Origin of the sequence: Pseudomonas sp. NPDC087804 (assembly GCF_044742965.1) — a bacterium.
Lineage (GTDB): Bacteria > Pseudomonadota > Gammaproteobacteria > Pseudomonadales > Pseudomonadaceae > Aquipseudomonas > Aquipseudomonas rustica.
Genome location: NZ_JBIUVN010000015.1, coordinates 60,495 through 81,724 on the forward strand (window position 1 = coordinate 60,495; position 21,230 = coordinate 81,724).

General features: G+C 59.0%; 21 protein-coding genes. 10 read left to right on the forward strand and 11 right to left on the reverse strand.

All coding sequences use genetic code 11. The features are described 5' to 3' along the window. The first annotated feature begins 48 nt into the window (after window positions 1–48). Together quiC and ACIOMO_RS18490 are read left to right on the forward strand one after the other, a co-directional pair. The gene (gene quiC, locus ACIOMO_RS18485; RefSeq protein WP_099757239.1) at window positions 49–1,950 is read left to right on the forward strand and encodes a 3-dehydroshikimate dehydratase QuiC; all 1,902 of its coding nucleotides are present in this window, start codon (window positions 49–51) and stop codon (window positions 1,948–1,950) included. 101 nt (window positions 1,951–2,051) lie between these two features. Continuing rightward, the gene (locus ACIOMO_RS18490; protein WP_282357751.1) at window positions 2,052–2,729 is read left to right on the forward strand and encodes a TetR family transcriptional regulator; all 678 of its coding nucleotides are present in this window, start codon (window positions 2,052–2,054) and stop codon (window positions 2,727–2,729) included. A 78-nt stretch (window positions 2,730–2,807) separates the two neighbouring features. On the opposite strand, the gene ACIOMO_RS18495 is transcribed toward ACIOMO_RS18490, so the two are convergent. From ACIOMO_RS18495 to ACIOMO_RS18510, 4 genes are all read right to left on the reverse strand, one after another. Next, a complete protein-coding gene (locus ACIOMO_RS18495) occupies window positions 2,808–3,662 on the reverse strand; it encodes a shikimate dehydrogenase (protein WP_401242696.1) in 855 nt (284 codons plus the stop codon). A 5-nt stretch (window positions 3,663–3,667) separates the two neighbouring features. Beyond that, window positions 3,668–4,108: a type II 3-dehydroquinate dehydratase gene (gene aroQ, locus ACIOMO_RS18500; RefSeq protein ID WP_401242699.1), complete on the reverse strand. Its 441-nt coding sequence runs from the start codon at window positions 4,106–4,108 to the stop codon at window positions 3,668–3,670. A gap of 269 nt (window positions 4,109–4,377) precedes the next feature. Continuing rightward, the gene (gene trmA, locus ACIOMO_RS18505; protein WP_141126443.1) at window positions 4,378–5,457 is read right to left on the reverse strand and encodes a tRNA (uridine(54)-C5)-methyltransferase TrmA; all 1,080 of its coding nucleotides are present in this window, start codon (window positions 5,455–5,457) and stop codon (window positions 4,378–4,380) included. Next, complete coding sequence (locus ACIOMO_RS18510) at window positions 5,454–6,749, reverse strand: NCS2 family permease (protein WP_053124049.1); 1,296 nt, start codon at window positions 6,747–6,749, stop codon at window positions 5,454–5,456. Before ACIOMO_RS18510 ends, trmA begins: the two co-directional genes overlap by 4 nt. Window positions 6,750–7,009: 260 nt before the next feature. Between ACIOMO_RS18510 and ACIOMO_RS18515 the strand changes: the two genes are divergently transcribed. Together ACIOMO_RS18515 and ACIOMO_RS18520 are read left to right on the forward strand one after the other, a co-directional pair. Beyond that, window positions 7,010–7,414, forward strand: coding sequence for a DUF4879 domain-containing protein (locus ACIOMO_RS18515; RefSeq protein WP_401242747.1), 405 nt, complete (start codon window positions 7,010–7,012; stop codon window positions 7,412–7,414). Window positions 7,415–7,480: 66 nt separating this feature from the next. Further along, window positions 7,481–8,032, forward strand: a complete 552-nt coding sequence (locus ACIOMO_RS18520; RefSeq protein WP_401242702.1) for a DJ-1 family glyoxalase III — start codon at window positions 7,481–7,483, stop codon at window positions 8,030–8,032. A 5-nt stretch (window positions 8,033–8,037) separates the two neighbouring features. Here ACIOMO_RS18520 and ACIOMO_RS18525 read toward each other — a convergent pair whose 3' ends face one another. The 3 genes from ACIOMO_RS18525 to ACIOMO_RS18535 form a co-directional block, all read right to left on the reverse strand. Further along, window positions 8,038–8,325 carry a HigA family addiction module antitoxin gene (locus ACIOMO_RS18525; protein WP_212545787.1) on the reverse strand — a complete coding sequence of 96 codons (288 nt, stop codon included), beginning with the start codon at window positions 8,323–8,325 and terminating at the stop codon, window positions 8,038–8,040. Window positions 8,326–8,339: 14 nt separating this feature from the next. Continuing rightward, window positions 8,340–8,618, reverse strand: coding sequence for a type II toxin-antitoxin system RelE/ParE family toxin (locus tag ACIOMO_RS18530; protein WP_401242705.1), 279 nt, complete (start codon window positions 8,616–8,618; stop codon window positions 8,340–8,342). A gap of 98 nt (window positions 8,619–8,716) precedes the next feature. Next, window positions 8,717–9,955, reverse strand: coding sequence for an MFS transporter (locus ACIOMO_RS18535; protein WP_159813602.1), 1,239 nt, complete (start codon window positions 9,953–9,955; stop codon window positions 8,717–8,719). 568 nt (window positions 9,956–10,523) lie between these two features. Here ACIOMO_RS18535 and ACIOMO_RS18540 point away from each other — a divergent pair. The 3 genes from ACIOMO_RS18540 to ACIOMO_RS18550 all read left to right on the forward strand — a co-directional run bounded on the left by ACIOMO_RS18540 (window position 10,524) and on the right by ACIOMO_RS18550 (window position 13,224). Next, window positions 10,524–11,969, forward strand: coding sequence for a cytochrome ubiquinol oxidase subunit I (locus tag ACIOMO_RS18540; RefSeq protein ID WP_159813600.1), 1,446 nt, complete (start codon window positions 10,524–10,526; stop codon window positions 11,967–11,969). Window positions 11,970–11,972: 3 nt separating this feature from the next. After that, entirely contained in the window at window positions 11,973–12,980 is a 1,008-nt protein-coding gene (cydB, locus tag ACIOMO_RS18545) for a cytochrome d ubiquinol oxidase subunit II (protein ID WP_053124037.1), read from the forward strand. A gap of 76 nt (window positions 12,981–13,056) precedes the next feature. Further along, a complete protein-coding gene (locus ACIOMO_RS18550; protein WP_401242709.1) occupies window positions 13,057–13,224 on the forward strand; it encodes a DUF2474 domain-containing protein in 168 nt (55 codons plus the stop codon). A gap of 78 nt (window positions 13,225–13,302) precedes the next feature. Here ACIOMO_RS18550 and ACIOMO_RS18555 read toward each other — a convergent pair whose 3' ends face one another. Both ACIOMO_RS18555 and ACIOMO_RS18560 read right to left on the reverse strand, forming a co-directional pair. Next, complete coding sequence (locus ACIOMO_RS18555; protein WP_401242711.1) at window positions 13,303–14,427, reverse strand: methyltransferase; 1,125 nt, start codon at window positions 14,425–14,427, stop codon at window positions 13,303–13,305. A 175-nt stretch (window positions 14,428–14,602) separates the two neighbouring features. Continuing rightward, the gene (locus ACIOMO_RS18560) at window positions 14,603–15,313 is read right to left on the reverse strand and encodes a LuxR family transcriptional regulator (protein ID WP_053124034.1); all 711 of its coding nucleotides are present in this window, start codon (window positions 15,311–15,313) and stop codon (window positions 14,603–14,605) included. Between the two features lie 320 nt (window positions 15,314–15,633). On the opposite strand from ACIOMO_RS18560, the gene ACIOMO_RS18565 reads away from it, so the two are divergent. Then, entirely contained in the window at window positions 15,634–16,410 is a 777-nt protein-coding gene (locus tag ACIOMO_RS18565; RefSeq protein WP_400647269.1) for a ferredoxin--NADP reductase, read from the forward strand. A gap of 42 nt (window positions 16,411–16,452) precedes the next feature. On the opposite strand, the gene mscL is transcribed toward ACIOMO_RS18565, so the two are convergent. Then, a complete protein-coding gene (mscL, locus tag ACIOMO_RS18570; RefSeq protein WP_401242715.1) occupies window positions 16,453–16,869 on the reverse strand; it encodes a large-conductance mechanosensitive channel protein MscL in 417 nt (138 codons plus the stop codon). A gap of 286 nt (window positions 16,870–17,155) precedes the next feature. Here mscL and radA point away from each other — a divergent pair, with 286 nt between their 5' ends. After that, window positions 17,156–18,523, forward strand: coding sequence for a DNA repair protein RadA (gene radA / locus ACIOMO_RS18575; RefSeq protein ID WP_008084632.1), 1,368 nt, complete (start codon window positions 17,156–17,158; stop codon window positions 18,521–18,523). 101 nt (window positions 18,524–18,624) lie between these two features. On the opposite strand, the gene ACIOMO_RS18580 is transcribed toward radA, so the two are convergent. Continuing rightward, a complete protein-coding gene (locus ACIOMO_RS18580) occupies window positions 18,625–18,993 on the reverse strand; it encodes a PilZ domain-containing protein (RefSeq protein WP_053124024.1) in 369 nt (122 codons plus the stop codon). Between the two features lie 160 nt (window positions 18,994–19,153). Here ACIOMO_RS18580 and ACIOMO_RS18585 point away from each other — a divergent pair, with 160 nt between their 5' ends. Beyond that, the gene (locus tag ACIOMO_RS18585) at window positions 19,154–21,220 is read left to right on the forward strand and encodes a carbon starvation CstA family protein (RefSeq protein ID WP_212550814.1); all 2,067 of its coding nucleotides are present in this window, start codon (window positions 19,154–19,156) and stop codon (window positions 21,218–21,220) included. The last annotated feature ends 10 nt before the right edge of the window (window positions 21,221–21,230 follow it).

Consider the following 21,230-nt stretch of genomic DNA (forward strand, 5'->3'; position numbering starts at 1 on the left):
GGCAGCTCCTACAGTAAAGATCAAGCGGCGCAGTCCGGGAGTTGAAACATGCAGCGTTCCATTGCCACCGTCTCCTTGAGCGGCACCCTGCCGGAAAAACTCGAAGCCATTGCTGCCGCCGGGTTCGACGGGGTGGAGATCTTCGAAAACGACCTCCTGTACTACGACGGCAGCCCGCGAGAAATTAAACAGATGTGCGCCGATCTCGGCATCGCCATCACCCTGTTCCAGCCGTTCCGCGATTTCGAAGGCTGCCGCCGCGATCGCCTGGCGCGCAATCTTGAGCGCGCCGAACGCAAGTTCGACCTGATGCAGGAACTCGGCACCGACCTGGTGCTGGTCTGCAGCAACGCCTCGGCGGACAGCGTCGGCGATCAACAAATTCTAGTCGATGACCTGCGCTTGCTGGCCGAACACGCCGGTGCGCGCGGCTTGCGCATTGGTTACGAAGCGCTGGCCTGGGGCCGTCACGTCAATACTTATCAACAGGTCTGGGACATCGTGCGTCAGGCCGATCATCCGAGCCTCGGCGTGCTGCTCGACAGCTTTCACACCTTGTCGCTGAAGGGCGATCCGCGCGCCATTGCCGACATTCCCGGCGACAAAATCTTCTTCGTGCAAATGGCCGATGCGCCGATTCTGCAGATGGACGTGCTGGAGTGGAGCCGGCATTTCCGCTGCTTCCCGGGGCAGGGCGAATTCGATCTGCCGGGCTTCCTCGCGCCGATCATCCAGAGCGGTTACACCGGGCCGCTGTCGCTGGAAATCTTCAATGACGGCTTCCGCGCCGCGCCGCCACGGGCCAATGCTGCCGACGGTTTGCGTTCGCTGCTGTACCTGGAGGAGAAGACTCGCCAGCGTCTGGAGCAGGAAGCGACGCCTGTGGCCAACCGCGAAATTCTTTTCGAAACGCCAAAGGCCAGCGAGTACAACGGCATCGAGTTTCTCGAGTTTGCCGTCGATGAAAGCCTCGGTGCCAAGCTGTCGAACTGGCTGGAGCGCTTGGGTTTCGTCAAGGCCGGGCAGCACCGCTCCAAGAGCGTGAGCCTGTTGCGTCAGGGCGACATCAACCTGATTCTCAACTCCGAACCTTACTCTTTCGCCCACAGTTTTTTCGAAGCCCACGGCCCGTCGTTGTGCGCCACCGCCGTGCGGGTCAAGGACAGCGCCAGTGCTTTGGCCCGCGCCGTGGCTTACAAAGGTCAGCCCTATCGCGGACTGGTCGGCCCCAACGAACTGGAACTGGCGGCAGTGCGCGCGCCGGATGGCAGCCTGATTTATCTGGTCGATGAACAGGCCGATGTCTACGGCACCGATTTCAATCTGCTGGCCGACGCGCCGGCTCGTGGCGGGCTCAAGCGCATCGACCACATGGCCATGGCGCTGCCGGCCGACAGCCTCGACAGTTGGGTGCTGTTCTACAAGAGCCTGCTGGATTTCGAAGCGGATGATGAAGTGGTGCTGCCCGACCCGTACGGGCTGGTGAAGAGCCGCGCACTGCGCAGTCGCGACAGCTCGATCCGCTTGCCGCTGAATATTTCAGAGAACCGCAACACCGCGATCTCCCATGCGCTGTCGAGTTATCGCGGTTCCGGTGTGCATCACATCGCCTTCGATTGTGACGACATCTTCGCCGAAGTCAGTCGTGCCAAAGAGGCCGGTGTGCCGCTGTTGGATATTCCGCTCAACTATTACGACGACCTCGCCGCACGCTTCGATTTCGACGACGAATTCCTCAGCGAGCTGGCCTATTACAACGTGCTCTACGACCGTGATGCGCAGGGCGGCGAGCTGTTTCACGTCTACACCGAGCCGTTCGAAGGGCGCTTCTTCTTCGAGATCATCCAGCGCAAAAACGGTTATGCCGGTTACGGCGCAGCGAATGTCGCGGTGCGTTTGGCGGCGATGGCCAAATCACGCAGCGGCGCCGTTCGCCAGGCGAAGTTGTAGGAAATTCGTAAACGCGGGATTAAACACGGCTCGCGCGGCTTCCTTCACTGTGCGGCGCGGCCCATAATCGCCGCCTGTGCAGTGATGGCCGTGAGCCCGCAATGACGATAAATTCAGAACTTTCCGCAGCTACTGTCGTGCCCGTCGTAGAGCCGCGCAAGAGTCGCAAAAACAACCCGGAAAAGACCCGCGAGAACATCCTGCAGGAGGCGATCGTCGAGTTCGTCCAGCAAGGTTTGTCCGGTGCTCGCGTTGACGCGATCGCCGAGCGCATCCACACCTCCAAACGCATGATCTATTACTACTTCGGCAGTAAAGAGCAGTTGTACGTCGAGGTGCTGGAGAAGCTTTACGGCGATATCCGCAACACCGAAAACCGCCTGCATCTGGCCGAGTTGTCGCCAGAGGTGGCGATTCGACGATTGGTCGAATTCACCTTCGATCACCACGATCGCAACGTCGATTTCGTGCGCATCGTCAGCATCGAAAATATCCACAACGCTGAATTCGTGAAGCGTTCCGATGCGATCAAGGCGATGAACAACACCATCCTCGATTCGCTCGGCGAGATTCTGCGTCGCGGTGCTGATGAAGGTGTGTTCCGTGCGGGGCTGGATGCGCTGGATGTGCATTTGTTGATCAGTTCGTTCTGCTTCTATCGCGTGTCGAACCGGCACACGTTTGGCGAGATTTTCCAGATTGACCTGCCGGATGAAAACATCAAACAGCGTCATCGCGAGATGATCTGCGAATCGGTGCTGCGCTACCTGCAAGCCTGACAATCAAAAGATCGCAGCCTTCGGCAGCTCCTACACCGATCCCTGTAGGAGCTGCCGCAGGCTGCGATCTTTTGATCTTCAACCATTCATGCTTTGAAAATGCGCCAGCATCCGCTGCGCATCCGGCACCACGCCGCTGAATAGTTCAAACGCCTTCACCGCCTGAAACACCGCCATGTTGCCGCCATCCAACGTGCGGCAACCCAATGCGCGAGCATTGCGCAGCAGCTCGGTTTCCAGCGGGAAATACACAATCTCCGCCACCCACAATTCCTTGCGCAGCAACTCGACTGGCACTGGCATGCCCGGCAGTTTGGCCATACCCATCGGCGTGGTGTTGACCAGACCATCAGCCAGATTCAGCGTACTCGGCAAATCCCGACCCGCCACCGCACGACCGAAGCCGAAATGCTGATTCAAGTTGTTCGCCAGACTTTCCGCACGCTCACTGTCGACGTCGAAAATGCTCAACTGTTGTACGCCTTCGCTCAACAACGCGTGGGCCACTGCCGCGCCCGCACCACCTGCGCCCATCTGGACGACACGCTCACGGGCAGCGTCCTGCAAACCACGGCGAAAACCCTCGGCGAAACCCAGACAATCAGTGTTGTGACCGACGCGCTTGCCGTCCCTCAGCACCACGGTATTCACCGCGCCGATGCCTCTGGCTTCCAGCGACAACTCATCAAGCAGCGGAATAATCGCCTGCTTGCACGGAAAGGTAATATTCAGCCCGGTGTAGTTCATCCGTTCAGCTGCCAGCAGCAGATCGGGCAGGGCGGTGCTGTCCATTTGCAATTGATCGAGATCGATCAATCGATACAGATAACGCATGCCCTGCGCATCGCCTTCGTGTTCATGCAGCGCCGGTGTGCGCGAAGCCTGAATACCGGCGCCGATCAGTCCGGCGAGTATTACGTTGCCACGGGACATGCGATTCACCCCTTCAGCCGCTGACTGAAATGTTCCAGCGCCAGGTGATAGCCATGACTGCCGAACCCGGCCATCACCGCCGTAGCAATCGCCGAGACAAACGAGTGATGACGAAACGGTTCGCGGGCGTGGACGTTGGACAGATGCACTTCAATCACCGGCAATTCACTGGCCACCAGCGCATCGCGAATCGCCACCGACGTGTGCGTCCACGCGGCCGGATTGATCACGATCCCGGCGCAACGACCGCGAGCCGCGTGAATCCAGTCGAGCAATTCGCCTTCGTGATTGGTCTGGCGAAACTCCACGGCCAGGCCGAATTCTTCAGCCGCGCGACCGCACAGTGCCGAAATATCCGCCAGGGTTTCGTGACCATAAGTCGCCGGCTCGCGGGTGCCAAGCAGGTTCAGGTTCGGGCCGTTGAGCACCAGAACGATAGGGGGCATGAGGGGTAACTCCACTTATTGTTTTTGGCTTTGGCCAGAGGTTTCGGCCTGTGGAGATAAAATGTACTAGATGGTTACCATGGTCAATTGAACAAAAATGCACGTGGCGTTTTATGTTCGGTGATCGCACAGATCAAAGATCGCAGCCTGCGGCAGCTCCTACATAGGAATGCATTTCCCTGTAGGAGCTGCCGCAGGCTGCGATCTTTTCGAGTACCCACAAAAAAGCCGTCAATCAAGACGGCTTCCTCGTAACAGCTATCCCGCAATCAACGTCGGGTCAGTAACACACCCGATTCCATGTGGTGCGTCCACGGGAACTGGTCGAACAACGCGCACTGGGTGATGCGGTGCGTGTCGTGCAACTGGGCGATGTTGGCCGCCAGGGTTTCCGGGTTGCAGGAGATGTAGAGGATGTTGTCGAAACGCCGGGTCAGTTCGCAGGTGTCCGGATCCATGCCGGCGCGTGGCGGGTCGACGAAGACGCTGCCGAACTCGTAGCTCTTCAGGTCGATGCCTTGCAGGCGACGGAACGGGCGCACTTCGTTGAGCGCTTCGGTCAGTTCTTCGGCGGACAAACGCACAAGGGTGACGTTATCCACAGCGTTTTCGCTGAGGTTGCTCAGTGCCGCGTTGACCGAGGTCTTGCTGATTTCGGTGGCCAGCACTTTGCGCACGCGGGTGGCGAGCGGCAGGGTGAAGTTGCCGTTGCCGCAGTACAACTCCAGCAGATCGTCAGTGCGATCACCGAGTGCTTCGTATGCCCAGTTGAGCATCTTCTGGTTCACGGTGCCGTTCGGCTGGGTGAACGCGCCTTCCGGTTGGCGATAGCTGAAGGTGCGACCGCCGACTTCGAGTTTCTCGACCACGTAATCGAGGCCAAGCACTTCGCGTTTGCCTTTCGAGCGACCGATGATGCTGACGCCGAGATCCGCCGCCAGTTTGGTCGCCGCCGCGTGCCAGTGCTCGTCCAGCGGACGGTGATAGCACAGGGTGATCATCGCATCGCCGGACAGCGTGGTCAGAAACTCGACCTGAAACAACTTGTGGCTCAGCGCCGAACTGGCCTGCCACGCCGCTTTCAGCTGCGGCATCAACTGATTGATGCGCAGGCTGGCGATCGGGAATTCTTCGATCAGAATCGGCGTGCGCTTGTCGTCCTGAGCGAACATCGCGTAATGCCGATCGCCGCCCTCGCGCCACAGGCGGAATTCGGCGCGCAGACGGAAGTTCTGCAGCGGCGAGTCGAACACGGTCGGCTCGGGGGCATCGAACGGCGCCAGCAGATCACGCAAGCGCGTGACCTTGGCTTCGAGTTGCTCGGCGTAAGCCTGGGAATCAAATGTCATGCGTTGAACCAACCCAACTTGATCACGAACAGAATCGACAGAATCACCAGCGCCGGGTTCAGCTCACGGGCGCGACCGGACAGCAACTTGATCACCGTCCAGGAGATGAAGCCGAAGGCGATGCCGTTGGCGATCGAGTAAGTGAACGGCATGGCCAGCGCGGTCACCACAACCGGCGCGGCAACAGTGATGTCGTCCCAGTCTATTTCCGCCAGGCCTGAAGTCATCAACACGGCGACGAACAGCAGTGCCGGTGCAGTGGCGAACGCCGGAACGCTGGCTGCCAGTGGCGAGAAGAACAGCGCCAGCAGGAACAGAATCGCCACGACGATGGCGGTCAAACCGGTACGGCCGCCAGCACTGACGCCGGCGGCGGATTCGATGTAGCTGGTGGTGGTCGACGTACCCAGCAGCGAACCGGCCATGGCCGCGGTGCTGTCGGCGATCAGTGCGCGACCCATTTTCGGCATGTGGCCGTCCTTGCCCATCAGGCCGGCGCGCTTGGCGACGCCGATCAGGGTGCCGGAGTTGTCGAACAGGTCGACGAACAGGAAGGCGAAAATCACGCTGACCAGACCGATGTCCAGTGCGCCTTTGATGTCCAGTTGCAGGAAGGTCGGGGCCAGCGAAGGTGGCATCGACGTCACGCCGCCGAACGGGGTGAAGCCCATCACGATGGAGGTGATGGTCACCGCGAGAATGCCGATCAGCACCGCACCGCGCACTTTCAGCGCTTCAAGGGCAACGATCAGGGCAAAGCCGAGGGTGGCGAGAATCGGTGCCGGTTGTTTCAGGTCACCGAGGCCGACCATGGTCGCCGGGTTGCTGACCACGATGCCGGCGTTGTGCAGGGCGATCAGCGCCAGGAACAGGCCGATACCGGCGGCAATCGCCGAGCGCAGCGGCAGCGGGATGCTGTTGATGATCCATTCACGGATGCGGAAGATCGACAGCAGGAAGAACAGCACCGCCGAAATGAACACCGCGCCCAGCGCCACTTGCCACGTGTGGCCCATGTGCAGCACCACGGTGTAAGTGAAGAAGGCGTTCAGGCCCATGCCCGGCGCGAGGGCGATCGGGTAGTTGGCGATCAGGCCCATGACCGTCGAACCGATCGCGGCGGCCAGACAGGTGGCGACGAATACCGCACCCTTGTCCATGCCGGTCTCGCCGAGAATGCTCGGGTTGACGAACAGAATGTAGGCCATGGCCAAGAAAGTCGTGATGCCCGCCAGAATCTCGGTGCGCACGTTGGTGTTGTGTGCCTTGAGTTGAAACAGCCTTTCCAGCATGTCTGCTCCCCGTGGCGCGCGTAGCGCCGTGAATGTATCGACCTCAACAGCAAAGCACAGACCGTCGCAAGCGCCTGAGAAATTGTGATGGGCCGGAAAAAGCCGCGCATCATACCAGCAGCATGGGGGATTGGCTGCGATCGTCGGCGATGTTTTGCAGTCAGGCGAAGTGAGCCATACTGCGCGCCTGTTTTGGGGGGAGGGTCATGATGGGCGTCAAGCGCAATTTCGTTCGATCGTTGGGGCTGTTTTGCACGTTTATGGCCGGTGTGCCAGCCGTTATGGCGGCATCGGCGCCACCGTTGACCAGTGTGCAGGTGCTCAAGGTGCAGTCGGCGGCCTGCGGCATCGAAAATATTTCTGATGGGCAGGACAAGACGGCCTGCGACCACGGCGGTGCCAACATCAAGGTGTATGTGCTGGAAATGGGTTACGGCCGCGTTCCCAATGCCGCGCTGGACGGTTTCGAACTCGACGGAATGAAAACCCAGGTCTGCGCCTACGGCAACGGCAACCTCACCCAATGCACCGGCGCCGCGTCGAAGATCGTCGGCACGCTGTACATCTTTGATCTGGATGGCAAGCAGGAAGGCACGTTCACCTACAGCAACACTTCTATTAACGCGCCGGGCAACAAGGTCTCAACGCAGCTTTACATCAAGTAACGGCTGGCGCTGCGCGATCCAGGCGAAGCTGACTACGCTTAAAGGATCACCCAGCGGACACAGCCTATGACCTTTAGAGCCCTGATTACCCTCGCCGAGGGCATCGATGATCTGCAAAGCGTGACCCTCATCGACGTGCTACGCCGTGCCGGCATCGAAGTCGTCGCGGCCAGCATCGAAGGCCGGCGCATGCTCACCTGCGCGCGCGGCACCCGCCTGACCGCCGACGGTATGCTCGTCGATGTGCTGGCGCAAACCTTCGACCTGATCGCTTTACCCGGCGGCGCCGTCGGTGCCCAACACCTCGCTGCACACCAACCTCTGCAACAAATACTTAAGGATCAATCCAGCGCCGGACGCCTGTTCGCCGCCATCGCCGAATCCCCGGCCGTCGCCCTGCAAGCTGCTGGCGTGCTGCGCCAACGCCGCATGACCTGCTTGCCCAGCGCCAGTCATCAACTGTCGGGCTGTACGTTTGTTGATCAACCGGTAGTGGTCGACGGCAACTGCATCACTGCGCAGGGCTCTGGTGCGGTGCTGGAGTTTGCCTTGGCGCTGGTTGAGCAACTGGGGGGCAAGACGCTCAGGGCGAAAGTGGCGGGGGAGTTGTTGGCCTGAGTCGATCAGGCGTGTGCAGCGATCGGTTGAATTGGCGGCTGCTCGCGATGTTCTGCTTGCCACAGATCGTAATCAGTTTGAACACCCAGCCAAACGCGAGCCTTACCAATGCCCGCACGCTCCAGGCGTACAGCCAGATCCGGGCTGATCGGCGCATGACCGTGCAATACACGGGAAAGATGTGGGCGCGCAAAACCCAGATGCCGTGCCAGTTCGGTAACACTGATGCCCAAATCGGGCAGAACATCCATCAACAGTGTTTCGCCGGGGTGTGGCGGGTTGTGCATGGGCATGAGCCTGCCTCCTGTCAGTGGTAGTCCAGATAATCGACCAATTCGATATCCGAGCCGACAAAACGAAAGATCACTCGCCAGTTGCCTGAAACGCTCAGCGACCAGTATTCGTTCAGCTCACCTTTCAATGAATGCAAACGCCATCCCGGAAGATCCAGATCCCCGGGAAGCGTAGCGCGATCCATGAACTGCAGCATGCGCGATAGCCGTTTTGCGTGGTCGGCACGAATCCCGCGAGTCGAACCTGTTTCATAGAAGCCGCGAAGGCCTTTGTGCTGAAAGGATTTGATCATGGGGCGAGTGTAAGGCGATACATTACACTCAGTGCGGTATCTATGTACCGCACATTTTCATCTGATGTGTGTTTGGCCTGCCGATTTTGCCGATGAACTCAAACCTTCATCTCTTCCACCGGCACATGCATCCGGTCCCGATTCGCCAGCGTCGGAAACAACTTGATCCACGTCCCCGTCACCACCAGCGTGCCGATCCCGCCCATGACCACGGCGGGCACGGTGCCGAACCAGTGGGCGGTGACGCCGGATTCGAATTCGCCCAGCTGATTGGAAGCGCCGATGAACAGGCCGTTGACCGCGCTGACGCGGCCACGCATTTCGTCCGGGGTTTCCAGTTGTACGAAGGAGGCGCGGATGACCATGCTGATCATGTCTGCCGCGCCAAGCACCACCAGCACCGCCAGCGAAAACCAGAACGAGGTCGACAGACCGAAGGCGATGGTCGCAACGCCGAAGATGCCGACCGCAGTGAACATCACCCGACCGACGTTACGTTCCACAGCAAATCGTGCGAGGAACAGTGACATCCCCAGCGCACCCACCGCTGGCGCCGAGCGCAGCAGGCCCAGACCCCACGGGCCGGTCAGCAGAATGTCCTTGGCGAACACCGGCAGCAGCGCCGTCGCACCGCCGAGCAGTACCGCAAACAGATCCAGCGAAATCGCCCCGAGAATATCCGGGCGGCTGCGAATGAAGCGGATCCCCGCCAGCAACGAATCCAGTGTGGCTTTGCCTTTATTCAACGGTGTTTGCCGCGCGGGCAGGTTGAGCATCAGCGTGCAGGCGATCACGTAAAGCAGCACGGTCGGGCCATACACCCAGACGCTGCCGAACGCGTAGAGCAAACCGCCAAGGGCCGGGGCGACGATGGTCGCTGATTGTTGCGCCGATTGCGCTGCCGCGACGGCTCGGGGGAACAGGGCGCTGGGCACGATGCTCGGCAGCAATGCCTGAGTGGTCGGCATCTCGAAGGAGCGCGCCGCACCGAGCAGGAAGGCGAGGATGAAGATCATCTCGCGGGTGACGTGATCGGTGGCGCTACCAATGGCCAGCGCGAGGGCGATCATGGCCTGCAACGACTGGCAGATCGCTGCGACTTTGCGTCGGTCATAGCGGTCGGCGACATGCCCGGTGTGCAGCATGAACAGCACGCGTGGGGCGAATTCGACCAGACCGACCAGGCCCAGATCGAGGACGTTGCCGGTCAGTTGATAGAGGTTCCAGCCAATCGCCACGGTGAGCATCTGAAAACCGCTGGCGGTGAAAATCCGCGCCATCCAGAACGCGAGAAAGGGACGATGGTGGCGTAACAGCAACGGCTCTTGGCTGGGCATCTGAGGGCAGGTCTGGTTCGAGGGAAACCGCGAGGTTATCACCAGTCTGTAACAGGAAGTTGCTATGACAAAAAATTTAGTTAGCCAGACATCGATCTCTTCATTGATCACAAATCACCCTGTGGCGAGGGGATTTATCCCCGTTCGGCTGCGCAGCAGTCGCAAATTGGGCGACGCGATTGATTTGAAAAAACGCGTTGAATGGATTGGGGGCCGCTTCGCAGCCCAACGGGGATAAATCCCCTCGCCACAGGGTTTCTGTGTTGTTGCCTCACCATCACATGGTTCCGGGGATTTGTTGCAAAGTTTTGCCACGGTTATGAGGCAACTTGTCACGCGGCAAACGACCACGCGGTTCATCGGCAAAAATGGGACTATTCTTTCAACGTTGCTTGATCCAGATCAAGACCCCAAACGGAATTGATCAGACGGCCAGTTGGCCAGACTCCCTGCGTTGCGATGGTTTCAAAAAGAACGAATCCGAATTCGCCGCACTCCATATCCGTGGGGGCAGTAGTGCAAGGGGCCACAAGCCCCGCCGCCGGTATTACCTGACAGAGGAAGCCATATGTTCGGTTTAGAGGCACTAGATCTCGCCCGAATTCAATTCGCGTTCACCATCTCGTTCCACATCCTGTTCCCGGCCATCACCATCGGTCTGGCGAGTTATCTCGCCGTTCTCGAAGGCCTGTGGCTGAAAACCCATAACGACACGTACCGTGACCTCTACCATTTCTGGTCGAAGATCTTTGCCGTCAACTTCGGTATGGGCGTGGTCTCGGGGTTGGTCATGGCCTACCAGTTCGGCACCAACTGGAGCCGTTTCTCGGACTTCGCCGGTGCCGTTACCGGGCCGTTGCTGACCTATGAAGTGCTCACGGCATTCTTCCTTGAGGCCGGTTTCCTCGGGGTCATGCTGTTCGGCTGGAACAAGGTCGGGCGCGGATTGCACTTCTTCTCCACGGTGATGGTGGCCATCGGCACGCTGATTTCGACCTTCTGGATTCTCGCCTCCAACAGCTGGATGCAGACCCCGCAAGGCTTCGAGATCATCAACGGTCAGGTGATTCCGACCGATTGGTTTGCGATCATTTTCAACCCGTCGTTCCCGTACCGCTTGATGCACATGGCGACCGCAGCGTTTGTGGCCACGGCGTTCTTCGTCGGTTCCTCGGCGGCCTGGCATTTGCTGCGCGGCAAGGACAACCCGGCGATCCGCACCATGCTCTCGATGGCAATGTGGATGGCGCTGATCGTCGCGCCGATTCAAGCAGTCATCGGCGACTTCCACGGCCTCAACACCCTCAAACATCAGCCGGCGAAAATCGCCGCGATCGAAGGTCACTGGGAAAACAAGGGCGACGAAGCCACGCCGCTGATCCTGTTCGGCTGGCCGGACATGAAAGAAGAGCGCACCAAATTTGCCGTAGAGATCCCGTACCTCGGCAGCCTGATCCTCACGCACTCGCTGGACAAACAAGTGCCGGCGCTCAAGGAATTCCCACCGGAAGACCGGCCGAATTCGACCATCGTGTTCTGGTCGTTCCGGATCATGGTCGGCCTCGGTTTCCTGATGATCTTCACCGGTCTGTGGAGTCTGTGGCTGCGTAAACGCGACACGCTCTACACCTCGCGTCCGTTCTTGTACCTGGCGTTGTGGATGGGGCCGTCCGGTCTGATCGCGATTCTGGCGGGCTGGTTCACCACTGAAATCGGCCGTCAGCCGTGGGTGGTCTACGGGCTGATGCGCACGGCGGACGCGTCTTCCAACCACAGTTTCATGCAGATGAGCATCACGTTGATCATGTTTGTCGTGGTGTATTTCGCCCTGTTCGGTGCCGGTCTCGGCTACATGATGCGCCTGGTGCGCAAAGGGCCGAAGATCAGCGAAGGCACAGAGACGCCGGATGGTGGCCCTGGCAAAAAACGTACACCGGCCCGTCCGTTGTCCGCTGCCGACGATTCGTCCGATGCCGATCACGGCGACGACGTTCGCCTGACCAAGGAGATTTGACTCATGGGTATTGATCTTCCGCTGATCTGGGCCGTGATCATCATCTTCGGCATCATGATGTACGTGGTCATGGACGGCTTCGACCTGGGCATCGGGATTCTCTTTCCGTTCATCCCCGGCAAAGTCGACCGTGACGTAATGATGAACACCGTCGCCCCGGTCTGGGACGGCAATGAAACCTGGCTGGTACTGGGCGGCGCGGCGTTGTTTGGCGCGTTCCCGCTGGCGTATTCGGTGGTGTTGTCGGCGCTGTATCTGCCGCTGATCTTCATGCTGATCGGCTTGATCTTTCGCGGTGTGGCGTTCGAGTTTCGCTTCAAGGCCAAGGACGACAAGCGTCACTTGTGGGACAAGGCGTTCATCGGCGGTTCGGTGGCGGCGACGTTCTTTCAGGGCGTGGCACTCGGTGCGTTCATTGACGGCTTGCCGGTGGTCAATCGGCAATACGCTGGCGGTTCACTCGACTGGCTGACACCGTTCACGCTGTTCTGCGGCGCGGCACTGGTGGTGGCGTACGCCTTGCTCGGCTGCACCTGGTTGATCATGAAGACCGAAGGCAAGCTGCAAGAGCAGATGCACAATCTGGCGCGGCCACTGGCATTCGTGCTGCTGGCGGTGATCGGTGTCGTCAGTCTGTGGACACCGCTGGCCCACCCGGAAATCGCCACGCGCTGGTTCAGCATGCCGAATCTGGTCTGGTTCATGCCGGTGCCGATTCTGGTGTTGGTCACCCTGTACGGGTTGATTCGTGCGGTGGCGCGTAATGCCCACTACACGCCGTTCCTGCTGACGCTGGTGCTGATCTTCCTCGGCTACAGCGGCTTGGGCATCAGCCTGTGGCCGAACATTGTGCCGCCGTCGATCTCGATCTGGGACGCTGCATCGCCGCCGCAGAGTCAGGGCTTCATGCTGGTGGGGACGCTGTTCATCATCCCGTTCATTCTGGGTTACACCTTCTGGAGCTACTACGTGTTCCGCGGCAAGGTCACCCACGAAGACGGCTACCACTAAGCGAAACCCTGTGGAAGCGAGCCTGCTCGCGATGGCGTCGGCAACGGCGCCATTGATCTAACTGAGGATCGAAACAATGCCCGGCAAACATTCCCTGCACGACATTGAACAAGCCGAAAAAAAACCGCTGTGGCAGCGGATCGGCTGGCTGGCCCTGATCTGGGCCGGCAGTGTTGGCGTGTTGTTCATCGCCGCCAGCCTGATGCGCATGTTCATGAACGCGGCAGGCCTGACCACGCACTGAATCTGAATCATCCCCGTCCCGGCGCCTTCGGGTACGGCTTTGTAACCCTCCGCATGGAGGGTTTTTTTGCCCTGAAGATTATTTTCGGGCTTTGAGAATCACGAACTTCGGCGTCGCCGCGACTTGCTCGACACCCCGGAACAGCCGCGCCAGTTTGCTGTGATAACCCAAGTGTCGGTTGCCGACGATGTACAACGCGCCGCCCACCACCAGTGCCTCACGCGCCTGCTGAAACATGCGCCAGGCGAGAAAATCGCCGACGACTTGCTGCTGATGGAATGGCGGATTGCACAGCACCACGTCCAGTGATTGCGGCTCTTGCCCAGCCAGACCGTCGCCAGCGCGAACAATCACTTCACGATCACCCAGCGCCGCGCGCCAGTTTTCAGCGGCAGATTGCACCGCCATGAACGATTCATCAACCAGCGTGTACTGCGCGTCAGGGTTGTGCAGCGCACTGGCAATCGCCAACACGCCGTTGCCACAACCGAGATCGGCAACCCGTGCGCTGCCGAGGTTTTTCGGCAGATGCGGAAGAAAAGCGCGAGTGCCGATGTCCAGGCCTTCACGGCAGAACACGTTGGCGTGGTTGAGCAGTTCGATGGCCGGTTCGTCGAGGCTGTAACGGCTCGGGTAGGGCGAAACAGCCGGGGCTTTCGCTTCCGGTGTGGCGATCAACAGTCGCGCCTTTTTCACGGCGAGCGATGCTTGCACCGGGCCGATGTAGCGCTCCAGCAGATCACCGGCAGCGCGTGGCAAATGTTTGACCATCGCCGCTGCGATGACTTCGGCGCCGGGAGCGAGTTGCCCTTGCAGGCGAATCAATTGTTCTTCGAGCAGCGCGAGGGTTTTCGGTACGCGGATCAACACGCGATCGAAAGGCCCGACCAAAGGCTCACTCGCCGGAATCGGCCGAATGGCATCGAATGCCTGACTGTTGCGCAGCAAATTCTTTTCCAGTCCCTGAAAGCCCAGAAACGAGTCGCCGCTGCTGCTCACTTCAACCTTGCCCAGCAAACTGGCTGCTAACGCGCCGAAGCTGTCATTGAGCACCAGCACCCGCGTGCTCGCCGCAGGCTGTTGCGCGGCCAGATGATTGAGCAGGTATTCGTCGGCGGCATCGAAAGCTTGCAGCGGTTCGTTCTGCTGTTCGGGTTGGCGAATCAAGTCGAGTTGGGCGAACGGTGTATCGAGCAAAGGCATGGGGCGGGGACTCAGGGTAATCGAGGGATGTCCCGCAGCCCTGGCATTGTGCGGCGGAACCGACCGAGTGGACTGCAACGCGGGTAGATGGCGTTAACACTCAGGAAGGCCACAAATGGTACGTTTTTTTCTATTCAATTACCCGCACGTTTTCTGTTTGTGCGAGGCCGGCCGTTTAGATATACCCGGCCCGGGCGGCGGCAATGACCGCAGAGATCTTGTTGCACACCTTGAATTTCTCGATCAGGTGCTGGACGTGATAATTCACGGTTCGCTCGCTGAGGCTGAGAATCTTCGAGATTTCATACGCCGTTTTGCCTTGGGCGGACAATTGCACCACTTCCAGTTCGCGCGGCGACAAATGCGGTTGTCGGGCCAGGGCGGGCTTGGGCAACGATTGAGCGAACAAATCCGTCATGTGACTGGTGATGTAAAACAGGCAGCCAAAATGCTCGTAAAGCTCAATCGAATTGACCGGCCCATCGCTTCTGGCCAGGCTGAGGGTGCTACAGACACCAAACTCTTCGCGATGAAATGATTGCGACCAGCCGTGCCGCAGTCCTTCGTGTTGCAGGGCGCGCCAGCGCTTTGGGGCTTTGTCGTAGGCAGTCTTGCTCCATACGAAGGGCAACATTGAACCGTGGCAGTGCGTGGTGACGGGATCAATCTCATCGCTCGGCTCCTGTTCATGACGTTGTTTCCAGTCGTCGGAAAAGTTATTGATCTCCAGCGTATTGAAGTGCGCCTCACGATAAGTAGAGGCCACGTTGATCGCGCAAAAATCGAAGCCGATGTTTTCCGCGAAGCTCAGCAGAATCGGGTAAGCGCTATCTATGTTTTTTGCGAACGTCAGTTGCCTTAACTGCGACTCCTTCCACTTTTCCATTACAAACGCTCCGTGTACTTGTTACTTGAGGGTGCGTTGGATCCAATGCGCACGAAACCGAGTGTAGGACGTTTCCTACGTCGCGCTGCGATTTTTTTGCTCTTTGTGCTGATGCTTATTTGTATAAAACGTTATTAGTAAGTTGTTAATTTAATATGAAGGTCGACATGTTAGTTAACTTAATGTTCTATTCAGTTAATGTCGCTGTTAGTACAACTTGTTGTGGGTAAGGCAGTCGATGCGTAATACCACTACAAATTGGCGGTTTTAACGTACGGCGCTTTGCGAGAGACTACGAACATCGTCGAATGGAGCGCCACATGACCGCCAGCGCAGAAAAATTCACCCGCCAGACTCTGCTTGATGTGCAGCCGCTGACCGCGAATCTGTTCACCTTGCGTACCACTCGTGATGCAGGCTTCAGGTTTCGTGCAGGGCAATTTGCCAGACTCGGCGTCACCAAGGCTGACGGCAGTACGGTTTGGCGTGCTTATTCGATGGTGTCCTCACCGTTTGACGAATTTCTCGAATTCTTCTCGATCGTGGTGCCCGGCGGCGAATTCACCAGTGAACTGAGCCGGCTTGAAGCGGGCGATACCTTGCTGGTCGACCGTCAGGCCTTTGGTTATCTGACGCTGGATCGTTTTGTCGACGGTCGCGACCTCTGGCTGTTATCCACAGGCACCGGCGTGGCGCCGTTCTTGTCGATCCTGCAGGACTTCGAAGTCTGGGAGAAATTCGAGCGGATCATTCTGGTCTACAGCGTGCGCGAGGCCCGCGAACTGGCGTATCGACAGTTGATTGCGGAATTGGCGCAGCGTGACTATCTGGCCGAGCATGCCCACAAGCTGCAATTTATCCCCACCGTGACCCGTGAATCTCATCCCGGCGCACTGAATGGGCGTATCACGACGCTGATCGAAAACGGTGAGCTGGAGCGGGCGGCAGGCGTTGAGCTGACGGCTGAGCACTCGCGCGTCATGTTGTGCGGCAATCCGCAGATGATCGACGACACCCGCGCGTTGCTCAAACAGCGGCACATGAGCCTGAGCCTGACGCGCAGGCCTGGTCAGGTTGCGGTGGAAAACTACTGGTAAAAAAACGGCGCCCCGAAGGCGCCGTTTTTTGTTCCAGCAGGATTACTCCGGCCGGCTGTTCTTAGCCTTGAGCAGGTCGCGGATCTCGCCCAGCAGTTCCTCTTCTTTGGTCGGAACCGGTGGCAGCGTTGGGGCCACAGCCTCTTCACGCTTCAGGCGGTTGATGGCTTTAACACCCATGAAGATCGCGAAAGCGACGATGATGAAATCCAGAACGGTCTGCAGGAATTTGCCGTAGGCAAGCACCACCGCAGGGGCGGCGCCATCAGCGGCTTTAAGCGTGACGGCTAAATCACTGAAGTCCACGCCTCCGATCAGCAGGCCGATCGGCGGCATGATCACGTCACCGACAAATGACGAGACAATCTTGCCGAAAGCGGCGCCGATGATGATACCGACGGCCATGTCGACCACATTGCCTTTGACCGCGAAGGCCTTGAACTCACTTAGCACGCCCATAGGTTATTTCCTTGTTACAGATGAGATTGGTGTACGCAGTGTAAATCAGCAAAACGCGTCCTGCGCGAAACACCTTCTTACAATGCACATTTTTTATCGACACGCTCTTTGCCGAATAGTTTGAAAAGTGCCATTGAATTGCCCTCGAAACTTGTACGTGCAAGTGTAAAGTCCACAACTTCTGTACAGGTTTAATATTGATACAGCCACAGGCAAGCGAAATACCTTGGACAAGGACAATGCCGATGTATGCGTTATCATCGCGGTTTTTGCCCCGGGGGTTCTGATGGCCAAGGCCAAGCGCATGTACGGCTGCACCGAGTGCGGCGCAACCTTTCCCAAGTGGGCCGGGCAGTGTGGCGAATGCGGTGCCTGGAACACCCTCACCGAAACCATGATCGAAAGCGGCGGTGCCACGGCGCCAAGCGGTCGCACCGGTTGGACCGGCCAGCAGGCACAGATCAAAACCCTGGCCGAAGTCAGCGTCGAAGAGATTCCGCGTTTTTCCACGGCATCCAGTGAACTGGATCGCGTGCTCGGCGGCGGTCTGGTCGACGGCTCGGTGGTGTTGATCGGCGGCGATCCGGGCATCGGCAAATCGACGATTCTGTTGCAGACCTTGTGCAACCTCGCCAAGAGCATGCCGGCGCTGTACGTCACCGGCGAAGAATCCCAGCAGCAGGTGGCCATGCGCGCGCGGCGTCTCGGCTTGCCGCAGGATCAACTGCGGGTGATGACCGAAACCTGCATCGAAACCATCATCGCCACCGCCCGCCAGGAAAAGCCCAAGGTGATGGTGATCGATTCGATCCAGACGATCTTCACCGAACAACTGCAATCGGCGCCCGGTGGCGTGTCCCAGGTGCGTGAGAGTGCGGCACTGCTGGTGCGTTATGCCAAACAGAGCGGCACGGCGATTTTCCTCGTTGGCCACGTCACCAAGGAAGGCGCACTCGCCGGCCCGCGTGTTCTCGAACACATGGTCGACACCGTGCTGTATTTCGAAGGTGAGTCCGATGGTCGTTTGCGTTTGCTGCGCGCGGTGAAAAACCGTTTCGGTGCCGTCAACGAACTGGGCGTGTTCGGCATGACGGACAAGGGTTTAAAAGAAGTCTCCAACCCTTCGGCGATTTTTCTCACGCGGGCGCAGGAAGAAGTCCCGGGCAGTGTGGTGATGGCAACGTGGGAAGGCACCCGGCCGATGCTGGTGGAAGTGCAGGCGCTGGTCGATGACAGTCATCTGGCCAACCCGCGACGGGTAACGTTGGGGCTGGATCAGAACCGCTTGGCGATGTTGCTCGCGGTGTTGCACCGCCATGGCGGGATTCCGACCCACGATCAGGACGTGTTTCTCAACGTCGTTGGCGGGGTGAAGGTGTTGGAGACGGCGTCTGACTTGGCGTTGATGGCGGCGGTGATGTCGAGTTTGCGCAATCGGCCGTTGCCGCATGATTTGTTGGTGTTTGGAGAGGTTGGGTTGTCTGGCGAAGTGCGTCCTGTACCCAGTGGCCAGGAGCGCCTGAAGGAAGCCGCGAAGCATGGCTTCAAACGCGCGATCGTGCCCAAAGGCAATGCGCCAAAAGAGTCCCCGCCGGGTTTGCAGATCATCGCCGTAACGCGCCTCGAACAGGCCCTCGACGCTCTCTTCGAATAACCAGAGATCCCCTGTAGGAGCTGCCGGAGGCTGCGATCTTTTGATTTTGGTTTTCAAGATCAAAAGATCGCAGCCTCCGGCAGCTCCTACAGGGGCAACCATCAGATCTCGATCAACGCACCCAACTCGCGCTCCAGCTCCTGCGGATCCGCCAGGTTCAGCTCGATCAAGCGCCGCAACCGCTGGATCGACTCCAGACTGATATGCCGGCAAACAAACCCCAGCTGGCCGTTCTCTTCGTGCGCCAACTGCACGTCCATCTCGATATCAATCTCATCGCTCAGATGAATGTCGACGAAGAAATCCTTCTCGGCATCCCCCAGCCAAGGCTCTGGCCGCTCGATCAGCAGGCCTTTGAGCGACAGGTCTATCAGCTTGACCGGCCAGATGTACTCGCCCTGACTCAGCTCGGTTCTGGCATCGAACGCAATACGTTTGAAGCGACGACGATTGGCTGGGTGCTCGCTCATGGCGCAATCCTCCGGAAGTTCGCTGACTATAGACCCGCATTGTCTAAGCGTACCAGCGCAGACGGGCCACTCAGACCAACGTCGGGGTATGGCCTTTGGCGCCGTAAGCGCTAAACTCGGGGTGGCTGTCTTTCTTGTCCACCCTGGCTGGAATAATAAAATGAAAAATAATAATAGCCTGCTACGCCACTTACCCTGGCTATTGCTGGCAATCGTAGGAGCGTGCGCCCTGGGCGTAGTGGCATTGCGCCGCGGCGAGGCGATCAATGCCTTGTGGATTGTGGTCGCCGCTGTGGCCATTTATCTGGTTGCGTACCGTTACTACAGTCTGTTCATCGCAAACAATGTGATGCAACTTGACCCGCGTCGGGCCACCCCCGCCGTGCTCAACAACGATGGTCTGGACTACGTGCCGACCAACAAACACATTCTTTTCGGTCACCACTTCGCGGCCATCGCTGGCGCGGGGCCGCTGGTTGGTCCGGTATTGGCGGCGCAGATGGGTTATCTGCCCGGCACGCTGTGGCTGATTGCCGGTGTGGTGCTGGCGGGCGCGGTGCAGGACTTTATGGTTCTGTTCATGTCGACCCGTCGCAACGGCCGTTCCCTGGGCGACATGGTGCGTGAAGAAATGGGCCGGATTCCCGGCACCATCGCACTGTTCGGCTGCTTCCTGATCATGATCATCATCCTCGCGGTGCTGGCGCTGATCGTGGTGAAAGCACTGGCCGAGAGCCCGTGGGGCATCTTCACGGTGATGGCGACCATCCCGATCGCGATGTTCATGGGCATTTATATGCGCTACATCCGCCCGGGCCGCATCGGCGAAATCTCCGTGGTCGGCGTGTTGCTGCTGCTCGGTTCGATCTGGCTGGGCGGGCAGATTGCTGCTGATCCGGTATGGGCCAAGGCCTTCACCTTCACCGGCGTGCAGATTACCTGGATGCTGGTCGGTTACGGTTTCGTCGCAGCATCGCTGCCGGTGTGGCTGATTCTGGCACCGCGTGACTACCTCTCCACGTTCCTCAAAATCGGTACCATCATCGCCCTGGCGATCGGCATTCTGGTGACCATGCCCGAGCTGAAAATGCCGGCGCTGACCCAGTTCGTCGACGGCACCGGCCCGGTGTGGAAGGGCGGTCTGTTCCCGTTCCTGTTCATCACCATCGCTTGCGGTGCGGTATCGGGTTTCCACGCACTGATTTCTTCGGGCACCACGCCGAAGCTGCTGGATAACGAAACCAACGCCCGTTACATCGGTTACGGCGGCATGCTGATGGAATCGTTCGTCGCGATCATGGCCATGGTTGCCGCTTCGGTGATCGAGCCTGGCGTGTACTTCGCCATGAACAGCCCGGCCGCTGTGGTCGGCAGTGATGTCGCTTCGGTTGCGCAAGTGGTCTCCAGCTGGGGCTTTGCGATCACGCCGGAAGCGCTGCAAGCCGTGGCGCATGACATTGGCGAAACCACCATTCTGGCCCGTGCCGGTGGCGCGCCGACCCTGGCAGTCGGTATCGCGCAGATCCTGCACAGCGTCCTGCCGGGTGAAAACACCATGGCGTTCTGGTACCACTTCGCGATCCTGTTCGAAGCGCTGTTTATCCTGACCGCTGTCGACGCCGGTACTCGTGCCGGACGTTTCATGCTGCAGGATTTGCTCGGCTCCTTCGTGCCAGCGCTGAAACGCACTGAATCGTGGACGGCCAACCTGATCGCCACCGCCGGCTGTGTGGCGATGTGGGGCTGGTTGCTGTATCAGGGCGTGGTCGATCCACTGGGCGGCATCAACACCTTGTGGCCACTGTTCGGTATCTCCAACCAGATGCTGGCCGGTATCGCGCTGATGCTCGGCACCGTGGTGCTGATCAAAATGAAGCGTCAGCGCTACATTTGGGTCACCCTGCTGCCAGCCACTTGGCTGTTGATTTGCACCACGACGGCGGGCTTCATCAAGCTGTTCGATGCCAACCCGGCAATCGGCTTCCTGTCGCTGGCCAAGAAGTACAGCGACGCGCTGGCCAGTGGTCAGATTCTGGCCCCGGCGAAAAGCGTCGAGCAGATGCAGCACGTGATCTTCAACGCTTACACCAACGCAACGCTCACCGCGCTGTTCCTGTTCGTGGTCTTCAGCATCCTGTTCTATGCGCTCAAAGTCGGTATCGCCGCCTGGGGCAAAAAAGAGCGTACGGATAAAGAATCGCCATTCCAGGCTCTGCCGGATGCGTAACCAGAGGATT